This is a genomic window from Methylobacter sp. (genome assembly GCF_023227905.1).
In the GTDB taxonomy this organism is placed as follows: domain Bacteria; phylum Pseudomonadota; class Gammaproteobacteria; order Methylococcales; family Methylomonadaceae; genus Methylobacter_A.
The window spans coordinates 25,824-49,571 of the sequence record NZ_JALOCF010000020.1; the positions used below are offsets into that span (position 1 = coordinate 25,824).

The 23,748-nt window shown below is 47.0% G+C and carries 24 protein-coding genes and 1 pseudogene; 8 read left to right on the forward strand and 17 right to left on the reverse strand.

The window, feature by feature from the left end; translation table 11 throughout:
- Nucleotides 1-22: 22 nt before the first annotated feature.
- A complete protein-coding gene (locus tag M0R47_RS09990) occupies nucleotides 23-709 on the reverse strand; it encodes a HisA/HisF-related TIM barrel protein (RefSeq protein WP_292553895.1) in 687 nt (228 codons plus the stop codon).
- A gap of 61 nt (nucleotides 710-770) precedes the next feature.
- On the opposite strand from M0R47_RS09990, the gene M0R47_RS09995 reads away from it, so the two are divergent.
- From M0R47_RS09995 to M0R47_RS10010, 4 genes are all read left to right on the forward strand, one after another.
- On the forward strand, nucleotides 771-1,820 hold the full coding sequence (locus M0R47_RS09995; protein WP_292553988.1) for an ATP-grasp domain-containing protein: 1,050 nt from the start codon (nucleotides 771-773) through the stop codon (nucleotides 1,818-1,820).
- Nucleotides 1,810-2,874 carry a hydantoinase/oxoprolinase family protein gene (locus M0R47_RS10000; protein ID WP_292553898.1) on the forward strand — a complete coding sequence of 355 codons (1,065 nt, stop codon included), beginning with the start codon at nucleotides 1,810-1,812 and terminating at the stop codon, nucleotides 2,872-2,874. Before M0R47_RS09995 ends, M0R47_RS10000 begins: the two co-directional genes overlap by 11 nt.
- Nucleotides 2,875-2,966: 92 nt before the next feature.
- Entirely contained in the window at nucleotides 2,967-3,521 is a 555-nt protein-coding gene (locus M0R47_RS10005) for a MarR family winged helix-turn-helix transcriptional regulator (RefSeq protein WP_292553901.1), read from the forward strand.
- A gap of 196 nt (nucleotides 3,522-3,717) precedes the next feature.
- Nucleotides 3,718-4,833, forward strand: a complete 1,116-nt coding sequence (locus M0R47_RS10010; protein ID WP_292553904.1) for a sensor domain-containing diguanylate cyclase — start codon at nucleotides 3,718-3,720, stop codon at nucleotides 4,831-4,833.
- A gap of 50 nt (nucleotides 4,834-4,883) precedes the next feature.
- Here M0R47_RS10010 and pntB read toward each other — a convergent pair whose 3' ends face one another.
- The 6 genes and pseudogenes from pntB to M0R47_RS10040 form a co-directional block, all read right to left on the reverse strand.
- A complete protein-coding gene (gene pntB / locus M0R47_RS10015; protein WP_292553906.1) occupies nucleotides 4,884-6,272 on the reverse strand; it encodes a Re/Si-specific NAD(P)(+) transhydrogenase subunit beta in 1,389 nt (462 codons plus the stop codon).
- A gap of 12 nt (nucleotides 6,273-6,284) precedes the next feature.
- Nucleotides 6,285-7,850: a Re/Si-specific NAD(P)(+) transhydrogenase subunit alpha gene (locus M0R47_RS10020; RefSeq protein ID WP_292553909.1), complete on the reverse strand. Its 1,566-nt coding sequence runs from the start codon at nucleotides 7,848-7,850 to the stop codon at nucleotides 6,285-6,287.
- Nucleotides 7,851-8,585: 735 nt separating this feature from the next.
- Nucleotides 8,586-8,918: a hypothetical protein gene (locus M0R47_RS10025; RefSeq protein ID WP_292553911.1), complete on the reverse strand. Its 333-nt coding sequence runs from the start codon at nucleotides 8,916-8,918 to the stop codon at nucleotides 8,586-8,588.
- Nucleotides 8,919-9,099: 181 nt separating this feature from the next.
- The gene (locus M0R47_RS10030) at nucleotides 9,100-9,672 is read right to left on the reverse strand and encodes a hypothetical protein (RefSeq protein ID WP_292553913.1); all 573 of its coding nucleotides are present in this window, start codon (nucleotides 9,670-9,672) and stop codon (nucleotides 9,100-9,102) included.
- A 144-nt stretch (nucleotides 9,673-9,816) separates the two neighbouring features.
- Nucleotides 9,817-9,915 (reverse strand): annotated as a pseudogene (locus M0R47_RS10035) (transposase); the annotation flags it as partial.
- Between the two features lie 331 nt (nucleotides 9,916-10,246).
- A complete protein-coding gene (locus M0R47_RS10040; protein WP_292553915.1) occupies nucleotides 10,247-10,726 on the reverse strand; it encodes an Rrf2 family transcriptional regulator in 480 nt (159 codons plus the stop codon).
- A 195-nt stretch (nucleotides 10,727-10,921) separates the two neighbouring features.
- Between M0R47_RS10040 and M0R47_RS10045 the strand changes: the two genes are divergently transcribed.
- On the forward strand, nucleotides 10,922-11,296 hold the full coding sequence (locus M0R47_RS10045; protein ID WP_292553918.1) for a group 1 truncated hemoglobin: 375 nt from the start codon (nucleotides 10,922-10,924) through the stop codon (nucleotides 11,294-11,296).
- A gap of 146 nt (nucleotides 11,297-11,442) precedes the next feature.
- Nucleotides 11,443-12,018, forward strand: a complete 576-nt coding sequence (locus tag M0R47_RS10050) for an SRPBCC family protein (RefSeq protein WP_292553920.1) — start codon at nucleotides 11,443-11,445, stop codon at nucleotides 12,016-12,018.
- Nucleotides 12,019-12,178: 160 nt separating this feature from the next.
- Here the strand turns inward: M0R47_RS10050 and M0R47_RS10055 are convergent, their stop codons facing one another.
- The 10 genes from M0R47_RS10055 to M0R47_RS10100 all read right to left on the reverse strand — a co-directional run bounded on the left by M0R47_RS10055 (nucleotide 12,179) and on the right by M0R47_RS10100 (nucleotide 21,896).
- A complete protein-coding gene (locus tag M0R47_RS10055) occupies nucleotides 12,179-12,421 on the reverse strand; it encodes a helix-turn-helix transcriptional regulator (protein WP_292553923.1) in 243 nt (80 codons plus the stop codon).
- Between the two features lie 103 nt (nucleotides 12,422-12,524).
- Nucleotides 12,525-13,028 (reverse strand): siphovirus Gp157 family protein, encoded by a 504-nt coding sequence (locus M0R47_RS10060; RefSeq protein WP_292553926.1) that lies wholly within the window; start codon nucleotides 13,026-13,028, stop codon nucleotides 12,525-12,527.
- Between the two features lie 56 nt (nucleotides 13,029-13,084).
- The gene (locus M0R47_RS10065) at nucleotides 13,085-14,416 is read right to left on the reverse strand and encodes a J domain-containing protein (RefSeq protein ID WP_292553929.1); all 1,332 of its coding nucleotides are present in this window, start codon (nucleotides 14,414-14,416) and stop codon (nucleotides 13,085-13,087) included.
- A 209-nt stretch (nucleotides 14,417-14,625) separates the two neighbouring features.
- Nucleotides 14,626-14,919, reverse strand: a complete 294-nt coding sequence (locus tag M0R47_RS10070; protein ID WP_292553932.1) for a hypothetical protein — start codon at nucleotides 14,917-14,919, stop codon at nucleotides 14,626-14,628.
- Between the two features lie 602 nt (nucleotides 14,920-15,521).
- Nucleotides 15,522-16,142: a chemotaxis protein CheB gene (locus M0R47_RS10075; RefSeq protein ID WP_292553935.1), complete on the reverse strand. Its 621-nt coding sequence runs from the start codon at nucleotides 16,140-16,142 to the stop codon at nucleotides 15,522-15,524.
- Nucleotides 16,143-16,674: 532 nt separating this feature from the next.
- Nucleotides 16,675-17,868, reverse strand: a complete 1,194-nt coding sequence (locus M0R47_RS10080; RefSeq protein WP_292553936.1) for a D-alanyl-D-alanine carboxypeptidase family protein — start codon at nucleotides 17,866-17,868, stop codon at nucleotides 16,675-16,677.
- Between the two features lie 319 nt (nucleotides 17,869-18,187).
- Nucleotides 18,188-19,168, reverse strand: a complete 981-nt coding sequence (locus M0R47_RS10085; RefSeq protein ID WP_292553938.1) for an exo-beta-1,3-glucanase — start codon at nucleotides 19,166-19,168, stop codon at nucleotides 18,188-18,190.
- Nucleotides 19,169-19,259: 91 nt separating this feature from the next.
- Entirely contained in the window at nucleotides 19,260-19,532 is a 273-nt protein-coding gene (locus M0R47_RS10090; protein WP_292553941.1) for a hypothetical protein, read from the reverse strand.
- A 73-nt stretch (nucleotides 19,533-19,605) separates the two neighbouring features.
- Nucleotides 19,606-20,262 carry a cupredoxin domain-containing protein gene (locus tag M0R47_RS10095; RefSeq protein ID WP_292553944.1) on the reverse strand — a complete coding sequence of 219 codons (657 nt, stop codon included), beginning with the start codon at nucleotides 20,260-20,262 and terminating at the stop codon, nucleotides 19,606-19,608.
- Complete coding sequence (locus M0R47_RS10100) at nucleotides 20,259-21,896, reverse strand: multicopper oxidase domain-containing protein (RefSeq protein WP_292553946.1); 1,638 nt, start codon at nucleotides 21,894-21,896, stop codon at nucleotides 20,259-20,261. The genes M0R47_RS10095 and M0R47_RS10100 overlap by 4 nt, the downstream gene beginning before the upstream one ends.
- 333 nt (nucleotides 21,897-22,229) lie before the next feature.
- Here M0R47_RS10100 and M0R47_RS10105 point away from each other — a divergent pair, with 333 nt between their 5' ends.
- Both M0R47_RS10105 and M0R47_RS10110 read left to right on the forward strand, forming a co-directional pair.
- On the forward strand, nucleotides 22,230-22,769 hold the full coding sequence (locus tag M0R47_RS10105) for a hypothetical protein (RefSeq protein WP_292553948.1): 540 nt from the start codon (nucleotides 22,230-22,232) through the stop codon (nucleotides 22,767-22,769).
- Nucleotides 22,770-22,997: 228 nt separating this feature from the next.
- On the forward strand, nucleotides 22,998-23,459 hold the full coding sequence (locus M0R47_RS10110) for a hypothetical protein (RefSeq protein ID WP_292553950.1): 462 nt from the start codon (nucleotides 22,998-23,000) through the stop codon (nucleotides 23,457-23,459).
- The last annotated feature ends 289 nt before the right edge of the window (nucleotides 23,460-23,748 follow it).

Here is a 23,748-nt window from a genome sequence, read left to right on the forward strand (position 1 = left end):
TAAACAGGAGTGCAAGCTTTGCCTAAAACCCAGTAATATCTTCCGGTTTAATGGCTCGTGAGTGCAATGCGCTGGCGACAAGCGCTTGATGAATTCCGGCCTTGCTTAAAAGCACGCAATCCCGCTTATTTCTTATGCCGCCCGCAGCGATAAATTTTTTGTCCGGATATTGCCTGCAAAACTTAGTCAGTTTGTTCAGGTCAGGGCCATGGTTACTGCCTACACGATCCAATGTCATGATGATAATGTTTCCCGGCCAGAAACTGGGATCGGAAAAAAGATGGTCCGCACCCAAAGCATTAGCCTTTGAATAATCCAGCGACAGAATAAAGTTTTTCTTATAGGCTTTAATTTCTGCAATAGTATCATTTCGATAAGACTCACTTCCCAAGACAGGCAGAGTGTTGCTGGCAGACTGTGCATTCTCGTCATATTTTTGATACCCCTTGTCTATCCAGAACGTTATTTGCGGATAATGACTCAGCACGTCAGCTATTAACAGGTCATGACTGCCTTGATGAGTAATGGCATCCAGGTCCGCAATATAAAAAGTATCAAATGCATAAACATCCAGAAACGCCTCAATAACCTGAAAAATATCAGACGACTTGCACAAGTCGGTATTAATGGGTTCGTAGCGCTCGCGATTGCCTTGCCGGGCGTGAACGACAACGCCGTTTTTTAAGTCTATTACCGGGATTATTTTCATGAAGCAGGATGTGCTGGTGATATAATGTAACGTTCTATTTTATAGCTGTTCTTTGAGTATTGTGAAAATTCTGGTGTTCGAGTATATCACTGGCGGCGGCTTGAATAAGCAGGAGTTGCCGGATTCCCTGGTAAAGGAAGGGAGTTTGATGCGTAATGCCTTGCTCGATAATCTGGACAGATTAAACCAAACCCGGTTAAACCGTTTCGAAGTTATGGTTACGTTGGACTGGCGACTTAACAACTTAGCCGGCATAACCGGCATACATGTTGTCACTATCGGGCCGGAACACGATATTACAGAAGAATTTGCGCGCCTAGTTAAGCAATGCGATTTGGTATGGCCGATTGCGCCGGAGTTTGACGGTATTCTACAAGCCCTGTGTCAAGCGGTCGAATCATTAGGCAAGATATTGCTGACATCGCCGGCAACAGCCGTGGCAATTGCCGGCAATAAACTCAAGACTTATGAATTGCTCAACCGGAATCATATAGCCACCGTTCCTACCTGCACGTTTCAAAGCACCTATGCACCTGGCGAATGGATGGTTAAGCCGGTTGATGGCGTGGGCTGCGAGAACAGTTATGTTCTCGCAAGCCCATTGGATTTTGAGCGGATGGCTATGCGAAAAGGTCAATACATCATTCAGCCGCATCTTCAAGGCGCGAAAACCAGTTTATCGTGCTTGTTCAAGCAAGGCAGCGGTTGGTTAATGTGTGCCAATTTACAGCGATTTGAGTTCATTAATCAGCAATATCATTTAACAGACATCGTGGTGAATCATCATCCAGACCTTGGCCTGTATCAGCCATTGATTGATAAGATAGCCCAAGCCCTGCCTGAGCTATGGGGTTATGTCGGCATAGACTTAATAGAGAACGATAACGACTGCATAGATGCAGGAGGTAGAGCAGTGCAGGGAGCAGTTGCCGAGATATGGGTGCTTGAAATAAATCCTCGCCTGACCACTTCATTTGTGGGTATACACGATGCCTTAGGCATTAATATTGCCGAGGCTGTTTTGCAGTTGCTGCATGGCGAACCAATGATCAATCCGGCTTACAGTAGGCCCATTACCGTTCAAGCAAAACAGGCAACTCATGCAAGCTAATATTATAGGCTGGGACATAGGCGGCGCTCACGTCAAAGCGGCGGTCATCAGCGCCGGTGAGATTATTGCCGTTTATCAGCAACCGTGTCCGTTATGGAAAGGGCTGGATCAACTGCAAAATGCCGTGAACGCCATTATGCTGGAAGTGTCAGGTTCAAATGGGCTGCATGCCATGACCATGACCGGCGAACTGGTCGATTTGTTTGAAAACCGTGATCATGGCGTTAAGCAAATCATCCAGGCCATGACCGAGCTACTGCCTGGTACTGAAATGCTGGTTTTTGCCGGTGATGAAGGTTTTCTGAAACACTCGGCGATTGACGCTAAATATTACCCATCCATCGCCTCGGCCAATTGGTTGGCGAGTGCCTCATTTGCCGCGCAAAAAGTCGGCAACGGGCTTTTTGTCGATTGCGGTAGCACAACCACGGATATACTCCTGCTCAATGACGGGCACGTACTGGCGGACGGTTATACCGACTACCAGCGTTTAATATCTCAAGAATTGATTTATACCGGTATCGTCAGAACCGCTGTAATGGCTGTTACGCAAACAGCGCTGGATCAAGGCCAACAAATCGGCCTGATGGCCGAGTATTTTGCCACTATGGCCGATGTGTATCGGATTACCGGCGAACTCAATGACATGCATGATCAAACCGACACAGCGGATGGCGCGGAAAAAACCGTTTTAGCCAGTGCCAGACGGTTATCCCGGATGATAGGGTGTGATTTTTATGCTGATGAATTGCCTCGTTGGCAACTATTTGCCGAAAACATCAGAGACCGGCAAATGCAGCAAATACAGTACGGCTGCGAAATCCGGTTATCCCAACATGAGCTTGCGCAAGACAGTCCATTAATCGGTGCCGGGGTGGGGCGGTTTCTGGTTAAACAGATTGCCTTGAATTTGGGTCGTCCCTACCTGGATTTTTCCGATTTATTTCCTGCAACTGTTTTTCAATCGGAAATGACTGCCGCGGACTGCGCTCCTGCCGCCGCTATAGCCTATTTAGCGGCAACGAATGAGTCCAGATGCGGAGCAAGTAAGTGAACAAATATCTGCACAATAATATCGATTCGATATCTAAAGCAATTGTGATAAACTATTCTTTTTGTCAACATTAATAAATGTTTACAGGCTCTATGGAAAAAATTGATGTATTTGATCTGATCGAGCGGATGTCTGCGCTGATCCGGTCTGAAGAACGTAAAAAGTGTACAGAATTAGGCTTGCAACCGGTTCATTTGCAGGTAATGGATTATTTGTCTCGCTGCAACCGCTATAGCGACACTCCGGCTGCGCTGACTAATTACCTGGGCATGACCCGCGGTACCGTCTCCCAAACTTTACAGTTGCTGGAGAAAAAAGGCTATATAAAGAAAACCGCCGATGTAAATGACCGTCGCATGGTACATCTTAGTCTTCTGGCAGAAGGCGACGTCATCTTGAACAAAGCCCGCCCGACTGATTTGTACAGCCAGGCATCGGCAATATTCAATAAAGATGACAGCCAGGAAAATGTTTTTGTTAATGCCTTGACTGCCCTGCAAAAAGCCAATAAATCGCAATCTTTTGGGCTTTGTAAAACCTGTAAATATTTCACCAGAACTTCGGATGGTTTTTTTTGCGACTTAACTAAAGAACAGCTTAGCCAATCCGATAGTGAGAAAATATGTCAGGAGCATACTGTTTGTTGAGCTTGTATAACACGATAAACAATTGCTCGTACCGGTCAACGAAAGTTTGCTTGACTACTCGCGGCAAGAAAAAATGGATAGAATCCGGACAACGATATAAACGGGTAAGCTCTCAAAGAACTGTGCAGTAGGACACATTGGCTTTTTTTCCAACTGCTAGGCTTATAAGGCCGCTTTAATTTATTTAGAGAATCACTTGGAAAAAGATCTAACCACCGATTTAGTCGTGCTGCAAAGCCATTTGGAAGCCATGCTTGAGCGCGTTCAGCAGAACAGCGCTACTTTGCGTAAGTTCCAGGCGTTTGAAATAAGGTTGCTAAAGCTCAACGCCTTATCGGACATCATTGATCATCTGCTTGAAGAGGCTAAAAATTATTTTGATCTTGACGTGATCACCTTATGCTTGATCGACGAAACCGGTGAAATCGCAAGAACTCTTAAGGATAACGGTTACCCATACCTCTCAAAAAAAGGTTTAATGCTGTTAGACAGTAAAGAATCTTTAAAATCAACGGCCGCTCAGCCCTATATTGGCGCTCTTGAACCCCCTCACTGTGCCGATTTTTTCGCGCATATTGAAAAACAGCCAGCCAGCATTGCTATTATCCCCTTAACTCGACGGGACAAATATCTGGGAACGTTAAATTTGGGCAGTTATCAGACTGATAGATTTGCCGATAATATGGGTACGGATTTCATTGAGCATCTCAGTTCTGTAGTCAGTGTTTGTCTGGAAAACAATCTTCATGTCGAAGAAATAAAACGGGTTAGTTATCTTGACGTCTTAACAGGAGTCAATAACAGGCGCTTTTTTGAACAGCGCATCGGTGAAGAATTAAAACGCAGTCAACGCAATGCCGAGCCGTTATCCTGCCAGTTCTTTGATATAGATTTTTTTAAGTCGGTTAATGACCAGCATGGGCATCAGGGCGGCGACCTGGTGCTGTCTTTAGTAGCTGCTACCGTGAGACATCAGCTCAGAGACCATGACGTATTTGTCCGTTACGGCGGGGAAGAGTTTGTCGCTTTATTGTCCAATACCGACGAAATCAGGGCTCTGGAAACAGCGGAACGAGTACGCAAAGCCATACAGATGCTGGTTATCGCAGTTAATGACATTTCCATCTCGGTCACTGTTTCTATAGGCGTGTCAACTTTTGTGCCGGATGGTAAATCCATTTCAATGGATGACGGGATTGTTGCAAGACTTATTAAATCAGCGGATTCCGCCTTATACAAAGCCAAGCATAATGGCCGTAATCGCGTCGAAAATGGCGGGATTGTGTCAGATAAACAAGTTTTAAAAGTCTAACTAAAGGATGAAATGTTGGAGAAGCACAAGCTTCTCCAACTCGCGGTTGTTTACCCCTTCAACGCTTTCAATACCGCCTGCATGGTCGCATTGGCGTCGCCGAACAACATACGGGTGTTTTCCAGCACGAACAATGGATTACCCACACCGGCATAGCCTGACGCCATGCTGCGCTTAAGTACGACAGTGGATTCTCCTTTCCAGCATTCCAGTACCGGCATACCGGCAATTGGGCTGTTCGGGTCATCCAGCGCTGACGGATTGACAATGTCGTTAGCGCCAATCACGATGGACACGTCAACATGATCCCAATCTTCATTGATTTCGTCCATTTCATAAACGATATCGTAAGGCACTTTGGCTTCGGCCAGCAGCACGTTCATGTGACCGGGCATTCTTCCTGCAACCGGATGGATGCCGAAACCTACTTTCTTGCCTTTATCTCGCAACAGCTTGGTGATTTCATTAACGGTATGCTGAGCCTGCGCAACCGCCATGCCGTAACCCGGAATGATCATAATGCTTTTTGCGTCCAGTAATAATTGCGCGGTCTCTTCAGCATTGATCGGCGTTACTTCGCCTTCAACCACGGCGGCTTCGCCGCCTGAGGTACCAAAGCCGCCGGCAATTACGCTGATAAAATTGCGGTTCATCGCACGGCACATGATGTAACTCAGGATCGCGCCACTGCTGCCGACCAATGCGCCGGTCACAATCAACAAATCGTTGCTCAACATAAAACCGGTTGCCGCAGCCGCCCATCCTGAATAGCTGTTGAGCATGGATACCACCACCGGCATATCAGCGCCGCCGATTGCCATAACCATGTGTATGCCGAACAGCAGAGCAATCGCAGTCATAATCCAGAGAGGCAATAAGCCGCCGCCGGTTTCGGTTTGTTGTAAAAATACATAACCCAGAGTGACGGCTGCAATCAGCAGACCTAAATTTAACCAGTGACGGCCAGGCAATAACATCGGCTTGCCGCTGATGCGTTCGCTGAGCTTACAAAAAGCAATCACCGACCCAGAGAAGGTAACCGCCCCGATAAGAATGCCGACATAAATTTCAACTTCATGGATGGTTTTTTCAACGCCGGTCAGTGTTGAAGACGTATCCATGAAGTTGGCGTATCCAACCAGCACCGCAGCCATACCTACCAGGCTGTGCATGATGGCGACCAGCTCCGGCATCTGCGTCATTTCAACTTTTAATGCGGCTCTTGCGCCGATAGCGCCGCCGATTAGCAAGGCAACGATCAAAATGGAGTAGGAAGTAACCGAGGCGCTTAAGGCGGTAGCGATAATCGCAATCGCCATGCCCAACATGCCGTAATAATTGCCACGTCGTGCTGTCTCTTGATTGCTTAAGCCGCTCAGGCTAAAAATGAACAGAATGGTGGCGACGATGTAAGACATCGTGACTAAACTATGGGACATCATATTCTCCTGTTATTTTCTGAACATTTCTAACATACGGCGAGTGACTAAAAAGCCACCGGCAATATTGATAGATGCAATGAGTATCGCTAATCCCGCAAGGATACTGATGACAGAATCCGGAGTCGAAACCTGCACCAAAGCGCCGATTATAATAATGCCGCTGATAGCGTTTGTTACACTCATAAGCGGGGTGTGCAGCGACGCGGTGACATTCCAGATCACTTGATAACCGATGAAACATGCCAAAACAAACACAGTAAAGTGCGTCATGAACGACTCAGGAGCGACCGAGCCGATGCCGAACAGCGCCAACCCGCCGAGAACTAACGGTATAAATTGCTTAACCGAATCCGGAATAACTGATTTTTTTTGTTGTTCTTGTACCGATGCATAAGCCGGTGCCTCGGTTTGCGGGGCGGGGGCGGCGGAAAGTTTGGGCGGTGGCGGCGGCCAGGTGATTTTGCCCTCCCTGATAACCGTAGTGCCGCGTATTACCTCGTCGTCCATATTGACGTTAATCGTGCCGTTTTTTTCTGGGCAAAGTTCCGTTAACAAATGCCGGAGGTTGGTCGCATAAAGCTGGCTCGATTGGTTAGCCAGACGGCTGGGTAAATTGCTGTAACCGATAATCGTCACGTCGTGTTTGACGACAACCCTATCTTTCTCGGTCAACGCGCAGTTGCCGCCTTGTTCGGCTGCCAGATCGACAATAATGCTGCCCGGTTTCATGGATTTGACCATGCCTTCAGTGATCAGCTTGGGCGCCGGTTTGCCGGGAATCAGCGCAGTGGTGATAATGATGTCCACTTCCATCGCTTGCCTGGCAAACAAGGCCATTTCCGCTTCAATAAATTCTTTGGACATGGTTTTGGCATAACCGCCGGTACCGGAACCTTCTTCTTCAAAATCCAGCATCAAAAACTCGGCATCCATGCTCTCGATTTGTTCTTTAACCTCAGGCCGGGTATCGAAAGCCCTGACGATAGCGCCCATGCCCTTAGCCGTACCGATGGCAGCAAGACCTGCAACACCGGCGCCGATGACCAGCACTTTAGCGGGAGGGATTTTTCCGGCGGCAGTAATCTGCCCGGTAAAAAAACGGCCGAAATGCTGCGCCGCTTCAATAACGGCCCGATAACCGGCAATATTGGCCATGGAACTGAGCGCGTCCAGTTTTTGCGCCCTGGACATACGCGGTACGCTGTCCATCGCCAATACCGTCGCGTTTTTGGCCGCTAGTTTCTGCATTAATTGTTCATTTTGCGCAGGCCAGATAAAACTGATTAAACGACCGCCTTCGGGCAACAGGTCGATCTCGTCCAGCGCCAGTTCAGGATGCTGCTCGGGGGCGCGAACTTTCATGACAATGTCTGCCTTGTCCCACAATGTCTTGGCATTATCAATAATTTCGACGCCCACTTCTTTATAGGCCTCATCGGAAATATTTGCGTTAAGCCCCGCGCCGCTTTCGACCAGGATGGAAAAACCCAGTTTTATAATTTGTTCAGCGGCCTCGGGCGTAGTAGCCACGCGTTTTTCACCTGGGTGGATCTCTTTCGGTATACCAATCTTCATACAGTCTCCAATGCGAGTAGTTTAAAGCATAGTGGACAAAGGCTTTAACCTCAGCCATAACCTCAGCAGGGAGCATAGGAGATTAGGCGGGGTTTTTCAATAAAAAACGTGATGGAGGCGGCTGAGTCTTCAGAAAGTATGTATGGTTAAGGAATGGGCCGCTTTTACCCCAGCATAGAATTCAACGGATAAAAGCGTATCCGAGTTATGAGGCTTACAAAAAATTCAGCGTTGGCTTACATGCGGCGGCAATTTTATGAATAACCCGGTCTTCTGGAAGTGGCCTGCTGCGAACGCTCGCATAGTCTCTTGTATGTTGTTATGGACTGCATTGCTTCTGTCAAGGAGTGCATGGGTATTTTGGCAACGGAGTTTGGAACGATTTTGATCTGGCCAATGCAACAACTGTAATGGCCCGATAAAAATGGACGCATGAGGAAAAGACGATGGGCCAAAAACCGTAGGTATTCTAGGGATGGTTCAAGCCACAATCGGCAAACGGATCTCATAGTTAGAAACCAAGGGCTCAGTGTCGGCCAGCCACCACTCAGGCCGTCTATGAATCTGATGGTTATAACCTTAGGGATTGACTCTATTGGTTGCTTCTATCTCACCAGTAGCGTTCTTAATACAAGAGCAACATCAGATTAAGTCCAAACTAATACGGATAAGACGAGGCCTGTCTTATAAATGATCCTTCCATGGACCAGGACGAGCGTCGCCGTTAGTGCAACATTAATTCTGTTTTTCGATACTCTTTTTGTGTTGCCGTTGTTCATGATGACGTTTTTTCATGTCATCCATTTTTGTCATTTGCTCAGGCGTCAGGATTTCCTTCAGACGTGCACGGGTTTCTTCATGAATAGTTTTGTATTTCTCGTGCTGTTCCTTGAATAACGCGTTCATTTTAGTTTTTTGCTCTTCATTTAAATTCAGTTCCTTGGTCATACGCTCCATTCTATTGCCATAGTGAGACCCTTCATCATTCTCTTTATCGGTGCCGGGCATGGCCGCCACTGTTAAAGGAAGAGCCAAGGCCATTGCGATCATTATGATTTTTTTGTTCATAGTAGTCTCTCAGTTCTGTTAAGTTGGTTGGGGTTTTGGGGCAGTTTTTCTGTTGTCAGGGATCGGAAGCAAGTTTCGAAAGAGCTTTAGATTTTTTAATGTTTATTATCGCGCATGTGATGGAACCAAGGCATTATCTGTGCGGCACAATACTTTGTCAGTGCTGTGCCGCACAGATGCTTTAAATCTTGTCTAAGACTGACACACAAAGATTGGTTGCTTTCTTGTTTGCATCCAGTATGGGTTTCAGCGTGAATGATACAACCGATTCTACACCCGCATCGCCTAAGTCGGAGACGGGGACTTTTTCAATGGACGCTTTATTATTGTCGATTTTCCATTTGTAGTCGGCGTCAAAAGCGGTGTTCTTGCCGGAATTTTCCAGGTCTACTTCAAAATTGGCGCCCGGACAGGCTTCGGTCGGATTTTTCAAGTCCAGGACATGGGTATGAAACCCGGAAGGAGTTGCTTCATGGGAGCTGTCGTCGATAGGCAGGTGAGTGGTCAAGACCAGTACGTTGTTGCCGCCGTCCGTTAATACCGCATAACCGAAGGCACCGGATTTCCCGTCCATTGGAATATCCTTGTCGGTTTTGATTTCCACTTCCAGTAATTTTTTGTCGGCTTTGGCTTCCCATTCCACTTCAACCTCTTTAAGCGACAAATACCCGCCGGTTTCAGCGAGTGCCACGCCACCGGCTAAGGTTAGGCCAATGGCTGATGCAAGCAATGATGTTTTACTAATAGATTTCATGATTATTCTCCATCAAAAAGAAGTATTGAATCGATATTATTTATACATGGTATTAGTGAGATAAAGCAAGCGCATATTTCATATTAGTATTACTTCAGTGACTTACGGTAAAGCCACAAGAACTTTTATAACGACTGAAGGGTATTTGGCAATGGTTTGCGGTTCAAAACTGCCGTGGCGATCGCGAGGAATCTTGATCGGCAACTCGCCGAAGCCGCCTTTGAGCGTCTTTTGGCTCTTTCCTATTCAGCAATAAACAGCGTTCCGATGCGTTTTTTCATCGTTGCTCAGTCTGGCATTCACTTGATGATAGAATTTAAGTTATTCCAGCACACTATCCGCAAGCAACTAAAAATAGCTGATGAGCCAGTTTATCAGTGTCAACACCCGCCTTCGAAGCTTGGTTTGTTTCACGGGCAATTGGACGACCGACCGGATAGCCAGTGTTTTAGTTTCATCAATGAGGGAGTGGAAAAGGCAATCTGACTACAACGGTCGATCCTAAAATAGCAGGGGCCTTTTTCTGCGGGAAAATGTGGAAAAAGCACGGGTCTTTGAATGAACTGAAAACTGTTTAATGGTTATCTGACTCGTCATGGGCAAGCGACGACGCTTTAACGCCGGATTGCGTTGGCAAGTCGATCTTGACGCCGAAGCGGGCTGCATCGGCCAGCGAGTATTTATCCATCACCGCCAGGAATGCGCGCTGAGCCTCATAAAACATGGCCTTCAGGAAACAGTCGCGGATGAGTCGGCACTGATTGGATGGCACGTTAAAGCACTCTACCAGATCCATGTTGACTTCAGTCTGTCGTATCACTTCCCCGACGCCTATGGTATAGGCGGGTCTGCCCAGCTGAATACCGCCACCCTTGCCACGGGTCGTTATGATGAAGCCTTGATTGGCCAGACTATTTGCCACCTTAACCAGATGGTTGCGGGAAATTTGATGATACTCGGCAATCTCTGAAATTGTCGCCAGACCGGGTTCCGGTAATCGGGCAAGATAAATCAGCACGCGCAGTGAATAATCAGTGAATTGTGTAAGCTGCATGTTAAATACTCCTTAAGATTAACCCGTCTTTAAGCTAGACATTAAAGAACTAAGAGATAAGGCTTGACTATTTTATAATCGGACAATAAGATGCATATCAAATACATCTTATTGTCGCGCTTCACCGTTCCCCCTCAGGAAAGAGGCGCCTTTAAGATGTATTTTAAACGCCTTTTTAATTAGCTGGAGAAAAATATGTCACAACAAAAATCCTTGTATGAGAAATTGGGCGGAGAAGCTGCTGTTAACGCCTCTGTTGATGTCTTTTACCGTAAGGTGTTGAGCGATAGCCGCATCAGTTCTTTTTTTGAAGATGTGGACATGGAGAAACAGGCAGCAAAACAAAAATCATTCCTGACCATGGCTTTCGGCGGGCCGCATAATTACAGCGGTCTCGATATGCGCACGGGGCATGCCCATTTGGTCGAGCGAGGCTTGAACGATACGCATGTCGATGCGGTAATTGAACACCTTGCGGCGACTCTCCGCGAATTGGGTGTAAAAGAAGAACTGATCAATCAGGTTGCCGCCATCGCCGAAAGTACACGCAACGACGTGCTGGGACGTTAATTCTTCATTTTTGAAATAGGGGGCAATATCCGTTATTCGCCCGCCAGCGTGCAGCATGAAGATGATCATCTTCACATCCATGTCCGCCGTCTGCCGCAAGGCGGGGGCTGGATACATGAAGAACTACGTTTTTAAGGAGTATGATTATGTATATCACACGAAAAATGATCATGGTATGTATATCAATTGTTGGACTTTTGTTTCTCCCATTGACAGCTCAAAGTGCTAATGTGCTAAACAGTTCGGTGACAAGGCAGGACGGGCGATACATGATGCACATGGAAACCATTGTTCAAGCTCCCGTTGCGAAAGTCCACTCTCTTCTCATGAATTATAAAAACTTTACTCGCTTCAACTCGATTTTCAAACAGGTTGAGTTCGTGGGACACATTGGTGATGGGGTTAGAATGGGAGTCAGATCGGAATTTTGCGTTCTGGCCATCTGCCAGGACTTCGACTGGATCCAGGATGTCCAGTTTCTACCCGACGGCGAAATTTCTATAACCATAATACCGAACCAGGGTGATTTCCGGCAGGGAAATGGCCGCTGGCGCCTGTTTTCAGTAAATGGTGGTACTCGGTTGTTATTCGATCTCGATCTAACACCAAAATATTGGATTCCGCCAATATTCGGTACATGGTTAGCGCAACAAAAATTTTCTGAGGACGCGTTTAAGTTCGCGCAAGAGCTAGAAAAGATGGTGATCTTGAATGACTGTTAGTCAAGTCACTATGGTTTTGTTGCATAAATCAAAAGCCGGACGAATTTCCCGTTACCTCAAATTTCTAGCGGATTTAGGGTTGTAACAACCGTTGCCTGTGTAGCCAATCGGGTAAAAAAAGTCCAGTTTTTCCACTTTATTAGCTATCTGTCCGGGCTTATTACTCTTTAGCGTTAAAAGAGCCTGTATTGCTGATATTTTTGTCTGCCTCCGGCAGTAAATCAACTAGCGAGCAGTTTAAAGCTCTAGCCAATTTCCTGAGTACGTCAATGGAAACATTTTCGGCGCTGCCGTTTTCGATTTTGCTAATCATCGATTGGGTCACGCCAGACCGGGATTCAAGCTCTTTTTGAATCAAGCTAAGATCAAGCCGTCTACATTTTACAATGTCGCCTATTTGCATTAGGTACTCGTTCATGAGTGAAATTTAGCGGCTATTATATGAATGAATTTATAATTTGAGCAAAAAAAGAGCCGCTGCAGCGGCTCTTTTTTTGCTCAATATCTTATTTTACGGCTAGGCGTGTGCCGCTGACCATTTCCGTGCCGGGCACGATATTACCGGCTTTGATAGCATCCTTGATCGCATTTTTATCAATTTTCCAGCTGATGACTTCTTTCTTGAATTGTGCCGGGATTGCGTTTTCATCCAGGATGTTAACAACGGCCGGGTTTTTTTGGACTGAAAGCTTAAAATGAGGACATTCAATGTCGCTGATGCCGCAGAACTCCATATTTTCTTTTATGTAGTTTTTCAGCCATTGTACCCGGTTTTCCAGAGCTTTCCGGCGTTTAGCCATGTCTGCTTCGGCACTCTTGATTGCAGCGGCGGTGGCTTCCATATTGCGGAAAAATTTGGCAACGTTGATTGCTTTGTCTTCCAGTTCCCCGCCTAAAGCTTCCAAGGTGTCATTAACCGCTTCAATCGGTAAATCCATTTCCGGGTCGGTCAGAAAGTCCAATGCTTGCAGGTAGTTTGTGCTCAACTCGTATAGGGATAATCTATTCATGATGATTTTCTCAATTGGGTCGAGCGGCGATTGGAACCGCCGCTCTTGATGTGGACTTAGAGTTCCACAGCAGCTTTATAGCGTGGCTCTCTGTTTGCAGTTATGCCGTCGTAGGCATCTCCCGCTTTCTCGATATCCCAATCACCTTTACTTGGGTTTTCATGGTCGCTTAGGCGAAAACACCAGGCGGCTTTCTTGTTGTCCCACCGATAACCTGCGGCTTTTATCGCTTCTTTATGCTGCTTGGTGTTGCCGGACAGCCAAGCTAAAGCACCGTAAATCCTGATATTGACGCCGTCCAGGCTAATAACTGCGTTTATTGCGCTGTTTAGCATATCGCCAAAATCGCTGCTGACCGCTTCCTGGATTGGATGCTCGGCACCGTTGTAGGCGGTTTCTTTCACTAAGCGATGAGCCGCATTGACAGCTTTCATCATTACCGTTCCCGCCGGATTCTTGTTGGGTCGGTATCTCATGCACGCTTTACGGTACGCCGTTTTGATTGCATCCTGGTCTGCAAAGGCAGTAAGACCCAAAACCGATAAGGCCTCTTTAACGCTCATCGAGTCACTTTCCGCAAATTGGTCAAGCTTGGTGTAAAGGATTTGATAAAAGTCCTGAGTGAGCTCTAAAAAGCTGGTGAAGCGGTTGTGCGACGCTTTAGCCATCCACTCTTTAACCCGGGCTCGATCAAGTCCGAGCTCTTTAATTTTGGTTTCAAGCTGCTGATGCTGAGTCTTACTAATACCGTCAAAGCCGGTATTGAGTTCGGACTCGGCTCGCTGGATGCTTTCGGCTTCGCGGCGTTGAACCATATCCTCAATATCCTGGGTAAATACTTCAGAAAGACCGGCCATTCTTAACGTTGCATCAATATGAGCGGATTTTTCCGCCATTTTCAGACTTTTGTTAATGTCTCCATTGTCTTGAGAAACAATCCGAGCCCCAACACCGTCGGCCACTACCCGGCCGGAGCCGTCAACGATTTCGCAGCGGATGATGATTTGATTTAGATTTGTGCCGGTAAGCGCGGCTTTTTCATATTCCGGCAGAGACGGATAACGTACGGTAACGCCTAACATGCCGCATATTTTTTCAGCGCCCGGTTTAAATAGACTGGCTTTACTGAAATGGTTTGGGTTTTGGCAATTCTTGCCGGCCTGGCATTTTGAGCGACCGACCGTATGGACTTTACCAAAGTCGGAACCATCAACCAATGCGTCGCGAATCCAAGCCATTAACGCAGCCCGATTTTGCTTGCGGCGATCTAAACCTTCTTGAAAAGTGGTCGCCGGAAGATCCAGCGGATTGGCGGAAATAACCGCCAGTTGTGTGTCTTGATCTTTAACCGGTGTTTCCCGGCCAACTAATTGTTCTGTCGAATACATGACAAATACCTAATGTACAAATGAAATAAAAGGCAGGGCAAGCGGCTACAAGCCCGACAGTGGGTTAAATGCTCCGGAGCACCGGGGGGTTGGCAAGAAAAGGGGCTTAGCTTGATTCGTTTGTTGAGATGACATAAGTTGAATATTCCTGATGTGCAAATCCGGGAAATGTGAGTAGGGCAGCTTGCCCCGGTTCACACTAAAATGCTTTAGAACGGTGCTATTTCGGACACGTCCGTTGTAGCGTTGTTTTTTCCGGCTTTGACCGAACAAATCGTATTCTTAACCGCTTCCACGAGAGTTTTCCCCGTCACAAAAAAGGGTTCAATGTTGGCCCCGGTAGGTGCGGATACAAAAACCGAGTAGTTTTCACCTTCTCGGTATTGATCGCGCCGGTTGTAAACTTGCACGCAGACAGCGCGCCCGGTAATACCGGCCGATAAAAGAGCGGTTTTCACTACATTGACCGCGTGACGTTGTTTATCAACGATATGAACGAACATAAAGCCTCCAAAGGGACTTAAACACAGCATATGAATATATTCATATTTTTAAGCCGGTTTTTGCCTTGTAACTTGCCTGCATTACAAATCAACTGACCGGATAAAATTGTCCCCGCCATTTATTTATTCACCTTGAACTAGCGGAAGAACAAAAGTCACATTCAATATGAATATATTCATATTATAACAAAATAGCATTTTTATACAATAGCTTAAATAAAATAGATGGCCGGTTTTTAAACGCTAGAGTTTTACAATGAATCGCTCGAATTTTGCTGGAAAAAAGCTCAGCCGATAAAAATTGATGAATCAAAGCAGCAAAATAGGCCTTGCACTACGTTAGGTTACATGCCTTTTTTAAAGAATGGGGTCACATCAAACTAAGAAGCCGTCTCGGGAAGCTTTTGATAAAGCAGGGCAGGGCCGAAGTAAGTTGACCTATCTGGATAATTTGGAGTTTTAAACAGAGAGCGCCTTGGGCTGTGACTATCTGTCTTTCGCAGACTGCTAAAAATAATTAAAAATTGCCTAATCTCGTGTCGGCTCTGGGTCTGTAGACGGGTAACTGTGATCGGTAGGGGCCTAAACTTACGCATTTAGTTTCAATTAAGGTTGCCTTCCGGGCTCTTTGCGCGATTACGTTCTTCAGCAATGGTTTTCAATTTTTCGGCTATTTCAGTTGGCGATAACAAAAAATCAACACAGCCGGTGTTCACGGCGCTTATCGGCATTGCCGGTTGTTTTGCGGTGTGAAAATCCTGGGCAATGACTATTCCTCCAGCGTCCTTAATAGGCTTGAGGGCAGCGGCTCCGTCCGAATCCAGCCCCGACAGAATCACTGCGATAGCATGCTTGGATTGATTACTTGCCAAGGAATGCAAAAAAACAGAAATATTTTCCGGCCACCCTGACTGTTTCCAAAGAGGAGCAAGCCTGAAACTGTCACCAGCCATATAAACCTGCATTCCTGGAGGTCCTATATAGACGTGGTCCGCTCTTGCAATCTCTCCATCTTCCACGAGCATAACCGGCATAGAGGTATAGCGCGGAATAATTTCTGGCAGAAGCGATTTCCAATCGGAAGGTTGATGATGAATAATGACAAAGACTAGGCCGGTTTCCGGTGGCAGCAGCGAAAGAATTCTCAGATAAGTTTCTAAACCACCTGCTGAAGCTCCAAAGCAGACAATAGATAGATCATCATTCTTTTCGGTTGAGGTCATTTCGATCACGTCGTCCTAGCATCAGAAGCTTCTATCGTTCCCCAGAATGAAAGATAGATGCAGCCTTCTTTTAATCAAATTGTCAGGGTCGTTCTGAAATTAATTTTGATCAGCGATTTTTTTATTTTATTACCATAGAAAAAAATTTCTGTGGTTTAACGTACACAAGACATTTGTAAATGGTATTTATAGTTTGAAGCAGCCGGCATCGCTGTTATTTGGCTTTGCAGATAGAAAAAAGAGGACAGTGCCAGAAAAAAGGTGAACTTGATTGGAAAGGAAATTAAGAGATGAATCAGCAGAATATTTGGCTAGTTATTTATGTTGGTATTAAATAATTAACCTGATCAGCATTAATCTATTTTGCTATGGCAAGATTGTGGCTGATTTAGCATTGTTATCGATGATGTTTGGCCTTCCGACAACCCAGCCTGGATAAGGCAGTTATGAATATGTCTGCCGAAAAGAGATGGAGTTGCATCGCTAACTTGTGAAATGCGGTGAGCAGTTACACTCACCGCGCACTGTTAACTTAATGGACAGCAACTTTTTGCGTGGTTTTTGTTTTTCCGGCCACTTTAATTTCGGTTTTTATCTTATGAAAATTTTTGCTTTTAGCCGGGAGCTTGCTGACAGGAGCTACGCCGACTTTGGCCTGTTTGACAGCTGCTGCCAAAATCTTATTCTTGTTATTGGATTTGATGCTGGCCTTAACCTGAGCGGCAGTTTTAGGTCGAGCCGCGGCAATGCGTCTGGAATGATTGGTTTTGACTCGGCTGATATGCCGGCGTTTAGGCGCATAACTAGCCTGATGAGAGGCGGGTATTGAATGTGTAGGGGCGCCGCCGTTGCCGCAATCAAGCTGATAGGGCGGACTGCCTGCCGAGACTGTAGGCATGGTGTTGATGTTTCTTGTCGGGTCGGCGCTGGCTAGGTTAGCGAAACCGGCATCCATTTTTTGCATCATTAGCTGGTAGCGCTCCTGGCTGGTCATGCCGCCCATGACTACGCCGATCAGGTGTTTGCCGTTTTGATGGGCCGCGCCGATCAGGTTGAAACCGGAGCCGCAGGTAAATCCGGTTTTCATGCCTTCGGCACCGGGGTACTTGGCTGTGAACTTATTGATGCCGCGCAGCTCTGTGCCTTTAAAATTAAAGCTGTGCGCTCCAAAATAATGATAATACTCGGGGAAATTGCGCTGCGCCTTCCAAGCCAGCACTGCCATGTCGCGGGACGTGGTGACTTGCCAGTTGTTGGGAAGGCCGGTCGCATTCATGAAATGGGAGTTGTACATGCCCAATGAATGCGCTTTTGCTGTCATATTGGCGGCAAAGTTTTCTTCGGTGCCGCCCAGGTGTTCGGCAAGTACCACAGATGCGTCATTCGCCGATCGGGTGATAATCGCCAAAATAGCGTCTTCGACGGTTAAACGTTCGCCGCGTCGTAAGCCCAGTTTGCTGTTGGGCTGCTGGGAGGCATGAGTCGATGCGATTAAGGTATCGTGCAGCTGAATTTGACCTGATTTCAGCGCATCGAATGTCATATACAGCGTCATTAGTTTGGTCAACGAGGCGGGATACCATGACTGGGTTGCTTCTACTTCATGCAGGACGTTGCCGGTGTCGGCATCAATAATAATGGCTGTGTGACGGCCATAACTGGCCCCGGACACTGCAAACAGCCATACGGCATTTAAAATAAGTAGCAATAGTTTAGCTTTAGTCATGTACAACTGTTCTCAAAAAGGATAGATAATCAAAAAGCACGAGCGCCGGCGTCATTCGTTTGACCATGAGTGTCCGAGCAGGACGGTCGTGCCACGTAATTTAAAGGTGAAGATTTAATGCAAGGAGAGGCAGGAAACAAAGCGCGTCCTATGCACAGTAAGAGTCTTAGGCGCAGATTATAAACTGCGCTGATGGTAATGAATAATCGGATTTTAGATTTTTGCGATCTGGTGCAAGGATGCGCCAATGCTTGGGACGCATCGTTTGCGATAGATGTTTGATATTAATGCGCTTCGCTGCATTTGGAGCATCCGAGCGCTAAAAATTTATACAAGTATAAGGCGGTTCTCCTTGGCACATTCCCCAGTGCTTTCCGACGTCACCTTCATCGCTAGGTTTCCAGTTTTCTGAGAAAGCCTCGAAGACCACACCTGACCAGCCTTTTTCAGCCAGTTTCTTGAAAGTTGATTTAACAACCAGTGCCTGGTTTTTCTTGTCTGCAACATCGCATTGCTGCTGGGTAAGCTTATTGATTTCAATGCCGCCTTCGGGGCCATTCGGCCAGCCGAATTCAGTCAGAACCACTTCTTTGCCGGGATAGGTGCGGCGTATGTCTTCAATCCGTGCAATATGAAAATCAGCCGCTTTTTTGGCCTTAGTGCAGGGAAAAATGCCGGAATGTTTGTTTTCCCACCACGGAAAAACATTGATCCCTATCCAATCGACTTGGGCGCCGAAATTGGTTTGGTGGCAGGGTGTAACCCGGTTGCACCATTCCCACCAGGTATCTATGGTGGTGATCGGTTGGGATACGCCCGCTTCGTGCAAGGCGCTGATGCAACGGCTGATTTCGCCGTCAAAGGCATAGTTGTGACGAGTCCTGACTTCGGAGCCGCAGCTTAGTTTGATGATGGTTTTGGGATAGGCTTTTGCCGCTACAATGCCCGCCGTGATGGACTTCGAATTGACCGCAATGTCGTCATCCAGCCAGATGATCGCAATGACCTTAAGATGCCGGGCCTCGGCGGCGGCAAAGGTATGTTCCAGTCCATTCATGACGCCATAGGTCATGATGCAGCGGAACGGGGTTTGTTTGACTAACTTATCCAGCAGTTCGTCAATTAATTCCTTGGACGGATGGGCGCCGTAATCGGGATTGAGTTTACCGACGTAAGGGCTAAAGGCGGCGCACTGCAATGCGTCTTTTTTAGTCGGTTTAGCGGGTTTTTCACGTGCCGATGCGTTTTGGCAGATAACCAGCATTAAGGAGATTGCAATGAATGACAGTAGCTGTTTCATAAAACCCTCTAAAGTAAAATCATGCGACTCAGGTAAGTATTACTTATGCCGGACGGGGTTTGTAAATCCGTTTGGGAATTACTCGGATTTTTTACATCGTAACCCCATTTTTGAAGCGGCCAAAGCAAGCTTTGGACTCCATGAAATGTGAATGCCGGAGTTCAAAGCTTGCTTTAAAACTTGCGATTTTGCTCTCGTTTCCGCGCACTGTGCTCGTCTTTATACACATCTCGACGTAGGCCGGAATAAGGCCGCCGAAGCGTAGCCCAGGTGGCGTTTCCGGCTTGCCGCACAGTTTCGCCGGAAACATCCGCCCTGGCTGGCGCCGGGCGAACTTATTCCGGCCTACATCCAAGGCAGTCATTCCAGCGCCTATACCAAAATGACGATATTGATCAGGCTTGCGTATAACGACGAGTGCGGGCGCATTAATCAATCTACAATTTATTCTTTATGACAAAAAACGGAACAACGCTGCCTATCAATGCGCAAATAACCAGTACAGCCCAAGCCGTTTGATTCCAATCTACCGGATACACATCGGCTTTAACCGGTTTGCTGATGCCCGGAATGCTGGGTAAATCGATATCGCCGCCATCGACTTTTAACTGCGCCTTCATGCCTTTTTCCATATGTTGCGCCAATTCGCAGTGCACCAGGTAGGTTTTTTTCTGGCTGGGCACGATCAATGAAGCCTTCAATTCGCCTTGCCCGTAAAGTTCTAAATGAAACATGCCCTGAGGGTAAATATAGCCCGGCAGGCCGTGAATCATGAGTTGATGGCGTATCTGGTCGTCATTGATGAAGGTGATGTTGACCCGGGAGCAGGGCTTAACATCCCATTCCTGATTGTCGAAAGCGAACATTTTGCCCGGAAACTTTAATGCGTGTTTCTGACCGGCACGAATGGTGATATTCACATCGCCGGAAATCTTCGGGCAGTCCTTGGGCAGATTGTCGCTGTTGGCATTCATGATCATGCCTTTTTCATCCATCATCATACTGCCGTGATGCATCATGGTCATGGGTTCGTCGGCCAGCGCCGGAGAGGCGTGCAGGCCCAGCATTATCAGGAGTGTCGCTAATAATTTCATCGCTTTTGTTTCCGTTTGTAAACCAGCACGACAAGAATAACCAGGCCTATGGATAAACCGGCCGCCAAGCCGAAAATGATGATTTGAACATAATCGGGGGCAATTAATCCGGCTTCTCCGAGTAACGGCGCAAAATCGCCTTCACCCCAGACCGCTTGTTTTTTTGCGTAGTAGTCTTTGTTGAATACCTGGTCGAGCAGCGCCTGATGCATTTTCGGCATGCCTTGCTCGTCAAGCAGCGGCTTGTAGGCCAGGATTGCCATGTTGCCGCCGGGCTCCATGCCGTCAGTGGTGGTGCCGGTCGGTACATGGTCATGAAACATCCACAGGCCGGGACCATAACTGTCCAAGCCATTGTTTTGGGTGCGCAGACGCAGATCAAGCCGTTGCGCCGGGGCGATGTCGAACACGTCACGCGTTAGCTGCGTCCCTGCCGGTTGTTCAACGCCGTCATAAGCCGTGATAGTGGCCTTGTGTCCGTGGATATGCAATGCCACCAAAGAACGCTGGGAGTTGGCGACATGCAGCTTTATATCTTCATTTTCATTGGCGGCGATTACCGCATCCCTCAGCGTGTAAGGGAAGGAATGGCCGTTCAGCATGAAGTAGTTTTCAAACGATTCGGTCATGTTGTATTCGCGGCTCATGCGGTGCGCGATCAGCCTCGGATCATTGGCGTTCTGGATGATTTGCGCCAGTTTTTTATCGACGGATTGATAATATAAGTCATATTCCTGATCGTAGGATTTTTGCACCTCGACAGAGGGATGTCTTACTTGTCCTGCGCCGATATTAAAGGTTTGCACCCAGTTGTCAGGCCGGTTTTCTTCGACGATAAACATGCCGTTCAAGCCCATCATGTAATGCTGGGCGGTTTGCACATGGCAATGATAAAACATGGTTCCGGCATGCCGGGGCTGGATTTCATAGGTGTGGCTTTTGCCGGGGAACACCGGATGTTCCTCCATGCCGTCATTATCGTCGCCGGCAGCGGTTTCCCAGGCATGATCGACGCCGTGAAGATGGATGGTATGAGGCAAATAATGGGTGTTTTCCAGTGTAATATAAACCTTGTCGCCCTGTTCAACCCGAATCACCGGCGATGGTGCACGCAGCAGCGGGTTGGCGACCAGCGAGTTGAAATTCTTAAGCGCCATGCCGCTGGATTTGGGGGCAAAAACCCAAAGCCCCGGCTGGATGCCGGGGGCAATGTCGTAAGTATTGATTAGGAAATCGCCGTCAGGGCTTGCGCCGTTCAGCTCCACGACTTCGAGCTTGATGTGAATGACGTCGGGATCGCCGTCATTATCCAGGTCATCGGTCATGGTCAAGGCATCCTGAGCCAGATGGGTTTGCATCAGGGTCTGCATCGACACATTGTTGGCGCCTTTAACCGCAACGGCAATGTCGTAAGGATTATCCGGCTCGCATGAAAGCGCTTCATTAATTTTTACGCCATCGATAACTTGCGCCTGCCGCCATTCCGGATGCTCATTGGAGCAGGGCTTTTCTACCGCGACGGTTGTTTCTTCCGATCGGTTGAAAACGGTCTCAGGTGGCGTAATATCGGCTTTCTGTGACAACGTCGGTGAAAAATAAAGGGCAACGGCGACTAATGCAGGGATTAATAGCATTAATAAAAGCAGGGATCTTTTGGACATAAAACAACGAAAAATTTCTACAAAGTATGGCTATTGTAAATGGCTGCCAAGTTAAAGCCTAGGTGCATTTTCAAATCCGACAAACAGGCTTATCTGCATACGATGATGAATCAGGCAAACACAACCGGTGTTTATGCGCCTGCCGCCGCCCTATGTTTGCAGTTATTTAAATCACACTTTAGGGCATTAAACTTGCTATAATCCCGCTAGGTTTTAATGTTTAAAGGTGGGCTTTTGTTAGTGATATCTAAGAAGCGCCAATCTTTTTCAGCCTTTATTTATACAATCTCTACTTGGTATTAAAACATGTCTAATTCGAACGCGTGCGATCCTGATCTTGATTGGACCCAAGTAAAGGAAACGTCAAAAATGCTTATCTTATCGGCTATCCAGGTAGAAGATATGCTGGGTGAAGCGGATATGTCAGTTAATACGCTAACAGAATCGTTTACTTCTATCGTTGAGCATATGCAGGCTATTAATTCTCATCTGCTGGCTCTTGAGTCTTGTCCAATAAGGAACGAAGCAATAGCTTGCTGCGCGGAAACAACCGGCAAGATTCAGGCATCTATTATCGCGTTCCAGTTTTATGATCGGATGCAGCAATGCTTGCAGCATGTCACGTTAAACCTGAAAGGCTTATCGGAACTGGTAGAAAATCCTGACCGTCTTTATAATCCAAAGGAATGGTTGCTGTTTCAGAGCGAAATCCGTTCCCGATACACTATGGAGTCTGAAAAGCTGATGTTCGACGCTATCGTGGAAGGCAAGTCTGTCAGTGAAGCGCTGTCGATTAAAAAAGCGCACCAAGAAGAAGACCTGTCCGACAATGTAGAACTTTTTTAAATAATGTCATTCAAACGATTAGTTATAATTTGCACGCTGCCATCTTTTCTTGTCGGTTGTGCTGAATTCTATGGCTCACAGCCTCCTGCTCCAGTTTATGGCGGCCAGCCCAAGAGCCAAAAACCTTCATCCGGTTCGCAAAAAAGAGCCAAGCCGCCTGGGGCTGCATCCAAAGGGGTTGTTAAAACGCAACCTCTTAAAGACTTCTCGGCAATAAAGTCAGAACCGTTGGCTCCTCCTGCAGATGTATTGCCTGAAGAACCGACGCCAACGGAGCCTGCGACATTAGAAGCTTTGGAACCATCATTACCCACTCCTCCTGCCGCTTCGGAATTAACGCCGTTTCACCCCATAGAGTCTACGGTTCCGCTATCGCCGGTAATAGGCGCTCTGGTTTCAGCGGCTAACCAAAACAGTAAAGCCGGTGATCTTGATTCTGCGGCAGCGTCTATCGAACGAGCCATCAGAATCGAGCCAAGAAACGCGACCTTATTTTATAAATTGGCTGTATTAAGGCTGCAACAGTCCAAGCCCCGTTTAGCTGAAGACTTGGCAAAAAAATCCGCATTATTGGCCTCTACAAATAGCACGCTGAAAAGGCACTGCTGGCTATTGATAGCTCACGCCAGAGAAATACAACAGGATTTTTCCGGAGCAAAAGAAGCACGGGCAAAGGCTGACAGCTTCTAATAGTTTTATTATTAAGCGGTTTGGTTATTGCTCGAACTTCAACGGGCAACTTTTTTCATAAGAGAAGTTATTTTTTGATTGAATGAAACCCGCTGGCGTGCCCTCAATCAAAGAAATTTATAATGCAAAGGAACTGTCCGTGTAGCCGCTCATTCTTCATCAATATTGCAAATCAGCTGTAAATCAAATGTAACTCACTCACTTTATAAGTAGGTGGTTTTACGAATGGTACAAATGCTGTTTTTCTATAGTCTGTGACTGAGATTTATCTAATAATCGAGAGATGTTG

What these genes read in the sequence shown, in the direction of transcription:
- M0R47_RS09990 (WP_292553895.1), bottom strand. Translation starts at nt 709, where the DNA reads ATGAAAATAATCCCGGTAATAGACTTAAAAAACGGCGTTGTCGTTCAC.
- M0R47_RS10095 (WP_292553944.1), bottom strand. Translation starts at nt 20,262, where the DNA reads ATGAAATTATTAGCGACACTCCTGATAATGCTGGGCCTGCACGCCTCT.
- M0R47_RS10005 (WP_292553901.1), top strand. Translation starts at nt 2,967, where the DNA reads ATGGAAAAAATTGATGTATTTGATCTGATCGAGCGGATGTCTGCGCTG.
- M0R47_RS10000 (WP_292553898.1), top strand. Translation starts at nt 1,810, where the DNA reads ATGCAAGCTAATATTATAGGCTGGGACATAGGCGGCGCTCACGTCAAA.
- M0R47_RS10070 (WP_292553932.1), bottom strand. Translation starts at nt 14,919, where the DNA reads ATGTTCGTTCATATCGTTGATAAACAACGTCACGCGGTCAATGTAGTG.
- M0R47_RS10040 (WP_292553915.1), bottom strand. Translation starts at nt 10,726, where the DNA reads ATGCAGCTTACACAATTCACTGATTATTCACTGCGCGTGCTGATTTAT.
- M0R47_RS10030 (WP_292553913.1), bottom strand. Translation starts at nt 9,672, where the DNA reads ATGAAATCTATTAGTAAAACATCATTGCTTGCATCAGCCATTGGCCTA.
- M0R47_RS10100 (WP_292553946.1), bottom strand. Translation starts at nt 21,896, where the DNA reads ATGCTATTAATCCCTGCATTAGTCGCCGTTGCCCTTTATTTTTCACCG.
- M0R47_RS10045 (WP_292553918.1), top strand. Translation starts at nt 10,922, where the DNA reads ATGTCACAACAAAAATCCTTGTATGAGAAATTGGGCGGAGAAGCTGCT.
- M0R47_RS10020 (WP_292553909.1), bottom strand. Translation starts at nt 7,850, where the DNA reads ATGAAGATTGGTATACCGAAAGAGATCCACCCAGGTGAAAAACGCGTG.
- M0R47_RS10060 (WP_292553926.1), bottom strand. Translation starts at nt 13,028, where the DNA reads ATGAATAGATTATCCCTATACGAGTTGAGCACAAACTACCTGCAAGCA.
- M0R47_RS10025 (WP_292553911.1), bottom strand. Translation starts at nt 8,918, where the DNA reads ATGAACAAAAAAATCATAATGATCGCAATGGCCTTGGCTCTTCCTTTA.
- M0R47_RS10085 (WP_292553938.1), bottom strand. Translation starts at nt 19,168, where the DNA reads ATGAAACAGCTACTGTCATTCATTGCAATCTCCTTAATGCTGGTTATC.
- pntB (WP_292553906.1), bottom strand. Translation starts at nt 6,272, where the DNA reads ATGTCCCATAGTTTAGTCACGATGTCTTACATCGTCGCCACCATTCTG.
- M0R47_RS10075 (WP_292553935.1), bottom strand. Translation starts at nt 16,142, where the DNA reads ATGACCTCAACCGAAAAGAATGATGATCTATCTATTGTCTGCTTTGGA.
- M0R47_RS10065 (WP_292553929.1), bottom strand. Translation starts at nt 14,416, where the DNA reads ATGTATTCGACAGAACAATTAGTTGGCCGGGAAACACCGGTTAAAGAT.
- M0R47_RS10050 (WP_292553920.1), top strand. Translation starts at nt 11,443, where the DNA reads ATGTATATCACACGAAAAATGATCATGGTATGTATATCAATTGTTGGA.
- M0R47_RS10055 (WP_292553923.1), bottom strand. Translation starts at nt 12,421, where the DNA reads ATGCAAATAGGCGACATTGTAAAATGTAGACGGCTTGATCTTAGCTTG.
- M0R47_RS10090 (WP_292553941.1), bottom strand. Translation starts at nt 19,532, where the DNA reads ATGACTGCCTTGGATGTAGGCCGGAATAAGTTCGCCCGGCGCCAGCCA.
- M0R47_RS10105 (WP_292553948.1), top strand. Translation starts at nt 22,230, where the DNA reads ATGTCTAATTCGAACGCGTGCGATCCTGATCTTGATTGGACCCAAGTA.
- M0R47_RS10080 (WP_292553936.1), bottom strand. Translation starts at nt 17,868, where the DNA reads ATGACTAAAGCTAAACTATTGCTACTTATTTTAAATGCCGTATGGCTG.